The following is a 12,388-nucleotide window of genomic DNA, read 5'->3' on the forward strand; positions in this document are numbered from 1 at the left end:
CGCCGCGGGCGTGCCTTGGGCAGGACGACGCCAAGCAGCGGGCTGGCCGCGCCGGCATTGCCGGGCGATCTCCGAGGCGCGATCCGCAGGCGGGCGCCCGTCCCCATCGGCCCGCGTGCAAGCCCTGAGGTCGATGCAAGCAATGCTTGTAGTTCGTAAATATTCACGCAACCCGCTTCATGGCCCGCGCCCGTCCGGCAAGAAACGACGTGCCATCCCATCGCACGAATAATTGAAAACCAGCGGAATCCGTGGAACCGTTTCGTCCATTGCGCGGGCATCCACCGGGCGTGCCCTCGTTGCAACGAGAACGGGGAGGCACCCATGGCTGCTGTCGTATCGCCCACCATCGGCGGGATCGGCATCGTGACGACCACCGCGACGGGCGCGCGGCTCAACATCAACTACACCAGCGGCATCTATACCTTCACGCCGGATGGAACGCAGGTGGCGCTTGCGGCGCCGAACCGGATCATCGCGCCGAACGATGCCGATCCGCTGCCCGCCGGGGCGAGCCTGTGGCTGAAGGACCTCTACACCGGCGCGGTGAAACCCGCCTTCCTCACCTCCACCGGCACGCTGCCGAACGAGCCCCTGTTCGCGGTCGCCTTCTCCCCGGATGGCACGACGATGGCGGGTTTCACGCGGTCGTCGAATCTCTTCGCGGGCTATGACGCGACGGAGAAGCTTCTCGTCGTGGACCTGCGGACCGGATCCTACGTCCGGGCGGAGGACGCGGCCGATGGCACGCGGCCGGACCGCGAGATCACGGAATTCGCCCTCTCCGCCAATGGCCAGCGCATCGTGGTCTCGACCTCGGCCCAGAACATCGCGACGGGCCTGCCCTGGGATACGCAGCAGGTCTTCGTGAAGGATGTGTCGGGCGGCACCTATCAACTGGTGTCGTCCAACGCGGCCGGCGAGGGCGGCAATGCGCCATCCGATGACGGCGTCTTCTCCCGCGATGGCCAGTTCGTGGCCTTCTCCAGCACGGCGACGAACCTGGTGGCCGGCGACACGAATGCCGCGACCTATGCCGCTACCCCCACCATCACCTACGCTTTCGGCCGGGACGTCTTCCTCAAGAATCTCGCCACGGGTGAGGTGACGCGGATCAGTACGGCCAGCGATGGCACCCAGCTGCAGCTGGCGAATGCCGAGCATCCCATCTTCTCCGCGGATGGCACGAGGGTGCTGTTCGAAATGCGGCAGCACAGCAGCCTGAGCGACCGCCTGGGCACCTATCACCTCATGGAGAAGAACCTCGTCACCGGTGAGTTGATCGATGTCTTCGCGGCGGCGGGCGCCGTGATTCCCAATGGCTACTACGACTTCCTCGAACGGCAGGGCGTTTCCGACGACTTCTCCAAGATCCTGTTCTGGACCTTTGGCAGCACCAACCTGCCGAACTACGAGCCGCTCGTGCCTCAGGCCTATGTCCTGGACCGCGCCACGGGGACGATCAGCCACGTCATCACCGACCTGCAGGGCGCGGTGCTGTCCGGCGACGGGACCACGGTCGTCGCGATGTCGGACAAGAGCCAGGGCTTCGCCGAGGATCCCGACTTCGCGAATTACGACCTTTTCGCCATCACCGTGGCCCCGGCCACCGTCGCCGTGGATGATACGGCGACCGCGGTGGAGGACGGCGCCGCCGTCACCATCGATGTGCTGGCGAACGACCTGACGGCGACGGCCGGCTCCGCCAAGACGCTGATCGGCCTCGATGTCAGCAGGCTCACCGGCACGGCCAGCATGGTCGATGGCAAGGTGGTCTATGACCCCGGCGTCAACTTCCAGTCCCTCAAGGCCGGGCAGACCACCACCACCGCCTTCGACTACACGATGCGCGATGCCGAAGGCGCGATCCGCACGGGCACGGTGACGCTCACCATCCAGGGCACGAACGACATCCCGGCGCTGACGGTGCGCGTGAGCGTGCCGGAGAATACCGAGACGCCGGTCTATGGCGTCGATGCGGTGGACCCGGATGGCGATCCGCTGACCCTGCGGCTCAGCGGGCCGGATGCCAGCCTCTTCACCCTAGACACGACCACGGGCGACCTGAGCTTCAACCTGCCCCCGGATTTCGAGGCACCGGCCGATGCCGGGGCCGACAATACCTACAACGTCACCATCACCGTCAGCGACGGCATCCAGCCCATCAGCCAGAACCTGGTCATCCGGGTGACCAACCTGATCTATGAGAATGCGCCGCCGGTCTTCACCTCCGGCACCACGGGCACCATCGCGGAGAATGCGACCGGCATCGTCTATACCGCCACCGCGATCGATGATGGCGATGCGGCGGGCCTGCGGCCGGTGACGCTGGTCTATGGCATCACCGGCCACGACGCGCCCCGCTTCACCATCGACAGCGCGACGGGCGCGCTGTCCTTCACCGGACCCAAGGATTTCGAGGCACCGGATTCCGCCGGCGGCACCAATGTCTATGAGGTGACGGTCACCGCCTCCGACGGGTCGCGCACGGCGCGGCAGGTGGTCTCCATCACCGTCACCGATGTCTATGAGAATACCGCGCCCGCCTTCACCTCCGGTGACGGGGCGAGCTTCGCGGAGAACGGCACGGGCACCGTCTATACCGCGGTCGCCACCGACAACGGCGATGCCGCCGGCCCCGTCACGGGCAGCCTCGCCTACCTCACGCTGTCCCTCGCCACGGGCGGCACCAACGACAACGCCTTCTTCACGCTCGATCCCGCGACGGGGGCGCTGACCTTCGTCACGCCGCCGGATTTCGAGAATCCGGCCGATGGCAATGGCGACAACGTCTATCACGTCGTCCTGCAGGTCACGGACGGGCCGGACTTCACGGTGACCAAGGACGTCTTCGTCACCGTCACCGATGTGTATGAGAATACGGCGCCCGTGGTCACCGACCTCAGCCCCGCGACCTTCGAGGAGAATGGCACGGGCGCCGCCTTCGCGATCTCCGCCACCGACAATGGCGGGCCCTCCTCGGCCGGTGCGGTGACGATCACCTATTCCATCGGCGGCGCGGATGCCGCGCTGTTCAGCATGAACGCGGCAACCGGCGTCGCCACCTTCATCACCGCCCCGGATTTCGAGAATCCGCTCGATGCCGATGGCGACAATGTCTATGAGGTCACGCTCACCGCCTCCGATGGCGAGCTGAGCACCAGCATCAACCGCTCCCTCGCCGTGACCGACGTCAATGTCGCGCCGGTCGTCTCCTCCCCGGCCTCGGCCAGCTTCGCGGAGAACGGCACCGGCGTCGCCTACACCATCACCTACACGGATGGTGACGACCTGGCCGGCGGGCGGCATGCCTTCAGCCTGTCGGGCGATGACGCCGCGCTCTTCACGCTGGATTCCGCCACCGGCGAGATCCGCTTCATCGACTCGCCGAATTTCGAGGCGCCGCGCAGCAACGCCTACCGGATCACGGTCTCGGTCGCCGACATCATCGATGTGGCGGGCGTGCCTGAACTGATCGATTCCGCCCAGGACCTCGACGTCGTCATCACGGTCACGAACGTGAATGAGGGGCTGAGCATCACCTCGGGCGGCACCGTCGCCTTCACGGAGAACCTGAACACCCCCGCCTATGTCGTCACCGCCCTCGACATCGATGCGAACCCGTCGCTGGCCTACGGGCTGTCCGGCATCGATGCGGCGCGCTTCACCATCAACGCCAGCACGGGCGTCGTCTCCTTCGTCGCGGCGCCGGATTTCGAGACGCCGCTCGATGCCGGCGCGAACAACGTCTATGACATCGTCGTCTCCGCCACCGATGGCGAGTTCACGGCAAGCCGCGCCGTCGCCATCACCATCGGCAACGTCATCGAGGGCACGGGCGCGGGCGATACGGTCAACGGCACGGGCTCCGCGGATACGATGGATGGCGGCCTCGGCAATGATTCGCTCAATGGCAGCGGCGGCGACGATACGATGATCGGCGGCGCCGGCACCTTCAACGACAGCCTGAATGGCGGCGCCGGTGCCGACAGCATGGTGGGCGGCGGCGGCAACGACCAGCTGACGGGCGGCCTGGGCAACGACACGCTGCAGGGCGATGAGGGCAATGATCGCCTCGATGGCGGCGGCGGCGCCGACAGCCTGGTCGGCGGCACCGGCAACGACTCCTACTTCGCCGACAACGCGCTGGACGAGGTGCTGGAACGCGCCGGCGAGGGGACGGACATCGTCTATGCCAGCGCGAGCTACACGCTGAGCGCCTTCGTCGAATCGCTCACCCTGATGGGCACCACCAGCATCGACGGCACGGGGAATGCCGAGAACAACACCCTCACCGGCAATGCGGGCAACAACCGCCTGGAAGGGGCGGAGGGCCATGACAGCCTGGATGGCGGCGCGGGGGCGGATGTCCTGGTCGGCGGCCAGGGCAACGACGTCTTCACCATCGACCATGCCGGCGATTCCGTGATCGAGGAGGAGGGCGAGGGCGTGGACTTGGTGCGCTCCACCGTCACCGTCACGCTCAGCGACTTCGTGGAGAACCTGCTGCTGACCGGCACCGCGGCCGTGGACGGCACGGGCAACGATCTGGACAACACCCTGACCGGCAATGCGGGCAACAACGTCCTGGCGGGCGCGCAGGGGCACGACACCATCAACGGGGCGGCGGGCATCGACACCATCGATGGCGGCGACGGCAATGATTCGCTGGTCGGCGGCGCCGATGGCGATTTGCTGGCCGGCGGCGCGGGCCATGACCGGCTGGATGGCGGCACGGGCGCCGACAGCATGGCGGGTGGCGCCGGCAACGACACCTATGTCGTCGATGCCGCGCTCGACCAGGTGACGGAGCTGGCGGGGGAGGGCACGGACCTGGTGCAGGCCGGCGTGTCCTACACGCTCACCGCCGGGGTGGAGAACCTGACCCTGGCGGGCGGCACCAGCATCAACGGCACCGGCAACGCCCTGGCCAATGCCATCACCGGCAATGGCGGCGACAACGAGCTGCGCGGCCTGCAGGGCGACGACGTGCTGGTCAGCGCCGGGGGCGCCGACACGCTGAATGGCGGGGAGGGCGCGGATACGCTGAGCGGCGGCTCCGGCAACGACATCTTCCAGTTCGGCTCGGCGGCCGAAGGCGGCGATCGCATCACCGATTACCGCGTGGCGGACGATACCATCCGCGTCAGCGCGTCGGGCTTCGGCGGCGGCTTGTTCGCGGGCATGGATGTCACGGCCAGCGGCTTCTACGCCGCCAACAATGCCGGCGCCGCCACCTCCGCCACCAATGCGCAGTTCGTCTTCGACCTCGATGACGGGCTGCTCTACTGGGATGCGAATGGCACGGCGCCGGATGGCCGGGTGCTGATCGCCGCGCTGCCCTCGGTCGCGGGCTTCACGGGGGCGGAGATCCAGGTGATCGCCTGACCGCGGCTCCTACCGCCGCAGCGGCAGGTTCGTGAAGCGCGCATGCCCCGGATCGCTGCCGATCCGGAGCACGCCCCACCGCGCGATGTCGCGGTGGAACGGCGCTTCCGACAGGCCGTAGGTGACGGCGGCGTTGTGCAGCACGATGTCGGCGGCGCGGTCGGGCAGCAGCGCCTCGATCGCCGGGGCGGCGCGGAAGCCGGGCGCCGACCAGTCGCCGGGCAGCGCCTCCGCCCCGGTGCCGAGCGCGCCATCCGCCTCCACCATGGCGGGGATGCCGATGGCGATGACGGGGGCGATGGACAGGCCGGCCTGCCGGGCCCGCTCCGCCAGGCGGCGCAGCATGGCGCCAAGCCCGAGCAGCGCGCGGGGCCGGTCCGGCGCCTCCGGCGCATGCACCCAGCGCTCCATCCGCCAGACCGTGGCCGCCGCCAGTTCCGGCGCGACGCCGAGGCGCGGCAGCACCAGCCCCGCGCGGAAGCTCCGCCGGCCGAGATCGGCGGCCAGCACCGCGTCCGATCCCTCCAGCAGCCGCATCGGCAGCAGCCGCGCGGCGCCGAGCAGCCCGGTCTCCGCCGGATCATGCCGGATGGCGGCGACGGCGCTGCCCAACTGCTCCGCCCGCAGCAGCACGCCGGCGCGGGCCAAGGCGAGTTCCGCGATGCGGGCCACGCGGAAGCCGCCGCCGACGATGACGCGCTGCGTCCCCTGCCATTCCGGCCGGACCAGGCAGGCGCGGATGATCTTCACGAGGTTGTGGGCCGCATCCTCGATGGCGCCCTGCACCAGGCCGCCCGCCACCGGCGTGCCGCCCGCCAGCGCATTCTCCAGCGCCTCCGCCTCCACCGCTTCCGGCACGATGTCGCCGAAGGGGTCGCGCCCGCCGCCGCGGCGGTGGCGCAGCCGCCAGGCCGCGAGGATCGCGTCGAAATCCCGCTCGGCGCCGGCGGGAAGGCTGGGCAGGGCATGGCCGCAGGCTTCCACGCGCAGGCCGCGCAGCAGGGCCGCGCCATGGGTGGTGGCGGGGTGGGTGGGGGTCTGTGTGTCGTGCATCGGTCCGGGGGTGGCGACGCCCGGCACGCCCGATGGTTCCCCGCCCGCCATTGACAGGCCCGCCCCGCCGCGCCGAGCCTTCCCGTCCCACGATGTGACAAGGTTTGCGCCATGACCGCCACGGCCACCCCTGGGCGCCCGACCATCAGCGGCACGCGCCACGCCATCAGCGCGGGGCATTACCTCGCCGCCGCGGCGGGCTTCGCCATCCTGGAAGCGGGCGGCAACGCCGTGGATGCGGGCTGCGCGGCGGGCCTCGCGCTCGGCGTGCTGCAGCCCGATCTCGTCAGCGTCGCCGGCGTGGCGCCCATCCTGATCCGCCGCGCGGATGGCACGGTGGAGAGCATCGCGGGCCTCGGCCATTGGCCCGCCGCGACGCCGCCCGATGTCTTCATGCGCGAACATGGCGGCACCATGCCGGTCGGCGTGCGGCGGATGGTGGTGCCGGCGGCGCCGGACGCCTGGATCACCGCGCTGCGCCGGCACGGGACGATGAGCTTCGGCGACATCGCCGCCGGCGCCATCCGCTATGCCCGCGACGGCTACGCCACCTACGCGCTGCTGGCGGAGAGCATCGGCAAGAACCTGGCGGGCTACCAGCGCTGGCCGCAGAACGCCGCCATCTTCCTGCCGAATGGCCGAGCCCCGCGTGTGGGCGAGCTGTTCCGCCAGACCGACCTGGCGCGGAGCCTGACCTACATGGTGGACCAGGAACGCGCCGCTTCGGGGCGCGGGCGGGACGCCGGGCTGCAGGCCGCGCATGACGCCTTCTACAAGGGCGACCTGGCGCGGGAGGTGGTGCGCTTCATCCAGTCCGAGGGCGGCTTCCTCAGCGCCGAGGACATGGCGACCTTCGCCTCGAGGATCGAACCCGTGGTCCGCCGCCCCTGGCGGGGGCATGAGGTGCTGACCTGCGGCCCCTGGTGCCAGGGCCCGGCGCTGCTGGAGGCGCTGCTGATCGCGGAGAAGCTCGGCCTCGATGGCCTGGCGCATAACTCGGCGCCCTATCTCCACATCCTGACGGAGGCGCTGAAGGGCGCGCTGGCGGACCGCGAATACCATTTCGGCGACCCCGCCTTCACCGACGTGCCGATCGATACGCTGCTCTCGCCTTCCCACATCGCCAGGCGCGCCGCGGCCATCGACCTCACCCGCGCCCATCCGGGCATGCCGGAGCCGATCCTCGGCAATGGCACGGAACTGCCGCCCGCGACGGAGGAGGCGCTGCCCAAGGTCGAGGCCGATACCTCCTACGTCGCGGTGGTGGACCGCTGGGGCAATGCCTTCAGCGCCACGCCCAGCGACGGGTCCTGGAACGTGCCGGTGGTGCCGGGGACGGGGCTCGTCATCTCCGGCCGCGGGTCGCAGAACCGGCCCGATCCGCGCCACCCCGCGGGCGTCGCGCCCGGCAAGCGGCCGCGCCTCACGCCCAACCCCGCCATGGTGCTGACGAAGGAAGGCGGCGTGATGCCCTTCGGCACGCCGGGCGGCGATGTGCAGATCCAGGCCATGCTGCAGGTGATGCTCAACATCCTGCATTTCGGCATGCCGGTGCAGGACGCGATCGAGGCGCCGCGAATCGCCACCTATTCCTTCCCTTCCTCCTTCGCGCCGTACGAGTATTTCCCCGGCCGCCTGGCGGTGGAGACGCGCATCCCGGCGGAGACGCGCGCGGCGCTGTCTGAACTCGGCCATGAGGTGAAGGACTGGCCGGCCACGACCTGGCTGGCCGGCAGCGTGGAGGTGGTGATGAGCGAGCCCTCGACAGGCCTGATCCATGCCGGCGCGGATCCCCGCCGCCCGGCCTATGCCATCGCGAACTGAGCGCGATGCGCCGCCGCGCCCTGCTTGCCGCCCCCGCCCTGGCGGCGCTGCCGGCGGCGGCCCAGGGCAGCCCGGTCGATTCGCTGCTGGTGCTGGCGGTCGATGCCTCCGGCTCCATCGATGCCGATGAATTCGCCCTGCAGCGGGAAGGCATCGCGGAGGCCATCGCCCATCCCGCCGTGCTGGCCGCCATCCGGTCCCAGCCGCGCGGCGCGATCGGCATCGCCATGGTGGAATGGGGATCGCCGGGCGGGGCGGCGACGGTGGTGGACTGGCACCGCGTCTCCGACGCCGCCAGCGCGGCCATGGCGGCGACCGCGATGCGGGATGCGCCGCGGTCCCGCCAATCCTACAACGCCATCGGCGATGCCATCCTGCACAGCGCCGCGCTGATCGCGGCCGCGCCCTGGGCGGCGACGGAACGCACCATCGACGTCTCCGGCGACGGGCCCGACATGCGGTCCCGCGTGCCGGCGCCGGTGGCGCGGGACCGGGTGGTGGCGCAGGGCATCACGGTGAACGCGCTGGCCATCGAGGTGGCGTCGAGCTGGTCCGGCGGCGTGCTGGCGGCGGCCTATGAGCGGGACGTGATCGGCGGCACGGGCGCCTTCGTGATGCGGGCGGAGGACCGGCGCGACTTCGCCCGCGCGCTGCGCGCCAAGCTGATCCGGGAGGTCGCGCTGGCCCCCGGGCCGCTTCCCGCCTGACCGCGCCGGCGGCAGCCTTGCCCAACAGGCGGGCAGGCCGGGTTTGCGCGGGCCGGTCCGCGTGATGCGCGCCCCTTCCCAGCGCGATCGTATTCCGCGATGGTCGGGGAAAGGGAAAGTGGCTTCCGGATCAACGACGTGAACGAACAGCGCCGCGCCTTCGACGAGATGCATGCCGGGGGCGGCGTGCGACCGGCCTATGCCGGGATAGAAGCCTGGCTGAAGGCCCATGGGCTGGAAGCCCTGGCCGCCAAGCGGGCGGAGGCCGAGGCCCTGTTCCGCCGCGTCGGCATCACCTTCGCGGTGTATGGGGAGGGCGGCGACCCCGAACGCCTGATCCCCTTCGATGTCATCCCCCGCATCCTGGCCCGCCAGGAATGGGACCGCCTGGCGCGCGGCCTGACGCAGCGCGTGAAGGCGCTGAACATGTTCATGGCCGATGTCTATTCGAAGCGGGAGATCCTGCGCGCCGGCCTGATCCCCGAAAGCCTGGTGCTGCAGAACGAGGCCTTCCGGCCCGAGATGCAGGGCTTCGTGCCGCCGGGCGGCGTCTATACCCATATCAGCGGCATCGACCTGGTGCGCACCGGGCCGGATGATTTCTACGTGCTGGAAGACAATTGCCGCACGCCCTCCGGCGTTTCCTACATGCTGGAGAACCGGGAGGCGATGCTGCGCCTCTTCCCGCAGCTCTGCGCCGGCCATCGCCTGATGCCCGTCGGCCACTACCCGGAGGAGCTGCTGGAGACGCTGAAGGAAGCCGCGCCGCCGAACTGCCAGGGGGAGCCCTGCGTCGCCATCCTGACGCCGGGCCACTACAACAGCGCCTATTACGAGCATTGCTTCCTGGCCGACGAGATGGGCGTGGAGGTGGTGGAGGGCTTCGACCTCTTCGTCGAGGATGCCGTCGTCTACATGCGCACCACGGCGGGGCCGAAGCGCGTCGATGTGCTGTACCGGCGCCTCGATGACGACTACCTGGATCCGCTGGTCTTCCGGCCGGACAGCATGCTCGGCGTGCCCGGCATCTTCGCGGCCTATCGCGCCGGCAACATCACCCTGGCCAATGCGCCGGGTGCCGGGATCGCGGATGACAAGGCCATCTATCCCTTCGTGCCGGACATGATCCGCTTCTACCTGGACGAGGCGCCGCTGCTGCAGAACGTGCCGACCTACCTCTGCGAGCGCGACGAGGATCGCGCCTATGTGCTGGAGCACATGCAGGAACTGGTGGTGAAGCTGGCACGGGGCTCCGGCGGCTATGGCATGCTGATCGGGCCGCACAGCACGGCGGAACAGCGCGACGAATTCGCCCGCCGCATCAAGGCGCGCCCGGCCGACTACATCGCGCAGCCGACGCTCGCCCTCTCCACCGTGCCGACGCTGGCGGGCAGCGCCATCGCGCCGCGGCATGTCGACCTGCGCCCCTATATCCTGACGGGCAAGGATGTCCGCATCGTGCCGGGCGGGCTGACGCGCGTGGCGCTGCGGGAGGGATCGCTGGTGGTCAATTCCTCCCAGGGTGGCGGCACCAAGGATACCTGGGTGCTGGATGACGGGCCCGCGCCGGGCCAGGCACAGACACAGACCCAATCCCAGTCCCAGCGGATGGGGGGCTGACCGCCATGCTCTCCCGCACCGCCGACAGCCTCTACTGGATGGGCCGCTATGTGGAGCGTGCCGGCAACCTCGCCCGCGGCATGCAGGTCTCGCTGCGCATGGCGGGGCTGGCCAGCAGCCTTGGCGGCGGCGTCGATGAATGGCGCGGCCTGCTGGTCGCGGCCGGGGCGGAACCCGGCTTCCTGGCCAAGCATGGGGAGGTGACGCCGGAAGCGGTGATCCGCTGGCTGGCGCTGGACCAGGACAACCCTTCCTCCATCGCCAATTGCATCGAGGCCGCGCGCGGCAATGGCCGCGCCGTGCGCACCGCGCTGACCGTGGATATGTGGGAGGCGCTGAACGACACCTGGCGGGAGATGCGCGTGCAGGCCGCGACGGCGGCGGAGCCCGACCGCCTGCCGCAATTCCTGGAATGGGTGCGCGCGCGCACGCTGCTGTTCAACGGCGCGGCGGCGGACACGATGCTGCGCAACGATGGCTGGCGCTTCACCCATCTCGGCGTGATGCTGGAACGCGCCGACAACACCGCCCGCCTGCTGGACGCGAAGCACGAGACGATCACGGGGGAGGGCGCGGAAGGTGCCGTGGCCTATGCGCAGTGGCAGGCGCTGCTGCGCTCCGTCTCCGCGCTGCGGTCCTACCAGTGGATCTACCACACGCGCCTGCAGCCGAAGCTGGTGGCGGACCTGCTGATCCTGCGGCCGGAGCTGCCGCGATCCCTGCTGGCCTGCCACAGCCGGGTGGAGCAGGTGCTGGACCGCATCGCCGAATCCAATGGCGGCCGCCGGGGAGAGGCGCATCGCCTGGCGGGCGAGATCCATGCGCGGCTGCGCTACGGGCGGATCGAGGACATCATGGCGGGCGGGCTGCACGCCTTCCTGACCCAGTGCATCAACCGCAACATCGACCTGGGGCGGGAGATCACCGCCTTCTACCTGCACGGCTGAGAGGAGCGCGCGATGCGCCTGCGTGTGCGCCACCGCCTGCACTGGGAGTTCGACGAACCCCATTCCATGACCATCCAGGCCCTGCGGCTGACGCCGCGGGACGAGGCCGGGCTGACGCTGTGCCATTGGCGCATCGCGGGCGATCGCGGCGGCGCCATGCCGGGCTTCGAGGATGGCTACGGCAACACCACGCTGCTGCTCACGCGCAACCTGCCGCATCGCGGCCTGTCCGTGACCGTGGACGGAGAGGTGGAGCTGCGGCCGGAGAGCGGGCCCTCCGGCCTGGAGGAGACGCTGCCGCCCGAGGTCTTCCGGCGGGAGACGGCGCTGACCACGCTGGATGACGCGATCCGCGCGCTGGCCGCCGGCGCGCCCGCGCCGGCCGCGCTGGCCGCGACGCTGCGCGGGATGATCGAGATCGATCCCCGCGCGGCGGAGACGGCGGCGGAGGTGCTGGCCGCGCGCCGCGGCAGCGCGGCGGGGCTGCTGCACCTGTTCCTGGCCGCGATGCGCGCGGGCGGCACGCCGGCGCGCATGGTCTCCGGCTATCTCTGGGACGGCGCCAATGGGCAGGATGCGGCGGCGCCGCATCTCTGGGCGGAATGCTGGGATGGCCAGGCCTGGCAATCGGTGGAGGTGCTGCGGGAAGCCGCGCCGGCCGCGCATATCCGGCTGGCCATCGGGCTCGACGAGAGCGAGGCCGGCGCGGTGCGCGGCATCCGGCGCGGGCCGGGGGCGGGCCATTTCGCGCATAGCGTCCGGGTGGACCGCGCGTGACGGAAGGCGGCACGCATCGCGCCCCGTCGAGCGCGGAGAGCGGCCGGATGGCCGCCGCGAAGCCAGGCCCGC

Annotated in this window: 7 protein-coding genes; 6 read left to right on the forward strand and 1 reads right to left on the reverse strand. The window is 70.4% G+C overall.

Annotation, left to right across the window (positions count from 1 at the left end):
• Positions 1–324: 324 nt before the first annotated feature.
• The gene (locus JJI54_RS25225) at positions 325–5,388 is read left to right on the forward strand and encodes a beta strand repeat-containing protein (RefSeq protein ID WP_203076181.1); all 5,064 of its coding nucleotides are present in this window, start codon (positions 325–327) and stop codon (positions 5,386–5,388) included.
• Positions 5,389–5,397: 9 nt separating this feature from the next.
• Here the strand turns inward: JJI54_RS25225 and JJI54_RS25230 are convergent, their stop codons facing one another.
• Positions 5,398–6,468: a hypothetical protein gene (locus tag JJI54_RS25230; RefSeq protein WP_203076182.1), complete on the reverse strand. Its 1,071-nt coding sequence runs from the start codon at positions 6,466–6,468 to the stop codon at positions 5,398–5,400.
• An 84-nt stretch (positions 6,469–6,552) separates the two neighbouring features.
• On the opposite strand from JJI54_RS25230, the gene JJI54_RS25235 reads away from it, so the two are divergent.
• From JJI54_RS25235 to JJI54_RS25255, 5 genes are all read left to right on the forward strand, one after another.
• Positions 6,553–8,265, forward strand: a complete 1,713-nt coding sequence (locus JJI54_RS25235; protein ID WP_203076183.1) for a gamma-glutamyltransferase family protein — start codon at positions 6,553–6,555, stop codon at positions 8,263–8,265.
• A 5-nt stretch (positions 8,266–8,270) separates the two neighbouring features.
• Positions 8,271–8,972: a DUF1194 domain-containing protein gene (locus JJI54_RS25240; RefSeq protein ID WP_203076184.1), complete on the forward strand. Its 702-nt coding sequence runs from the start codon at positions 8,271–8,273 to the stop codon at positions 8,970–8,972.
• 138 nt (positions 8,973–9,110) lie between these two features.
• A complete protein-coding gene (locus JJI54_RS25245) occupies positions 9,111–10,592 on the forward strand; it encodes a circularly permuted type 2 ATP-grasp protein (protein WP_456305615.1) in 1,482 nt (493 codons plus the stop codon).
• A gap of 5 nt (positions 10,593–10,597) precedes the next feature.
• A complete protein-coding gene (locus tag JJI54_RS25250; protein WP_203076185.1) occupies positions 10,598–11,539 on the forward strand; it encodes an alpha-E domain-containing protein in 942 nt (313 codons plus the stop codon).
• Positions 11,540–11,551: 12 nt separating this feature from the next.
• On the forward strand, positions 11,552–12,316 hold the full coding sequence (locus tag JJI54_RS25255; RefSeq protein WP_203076186.1) for a transglutaminase family protein: 765 nt from the start codon (positions 11,552–11,554) through the stop codon (positions 12,314–12,316).
• Positions 12,317–12,388 lie beyond the last annotated feature (72 nt).

The organism is Falsiroseomonas ponticola (genome assembly GCF_016805305.1).
Taxonomy (GTDB): Bacteria; Pseudomonadota; Alphaproteobacteria; order Acetobacterales; family Acetobacteraceae; genus Falsiroseomonas; species Falsiroseomonas ponticola.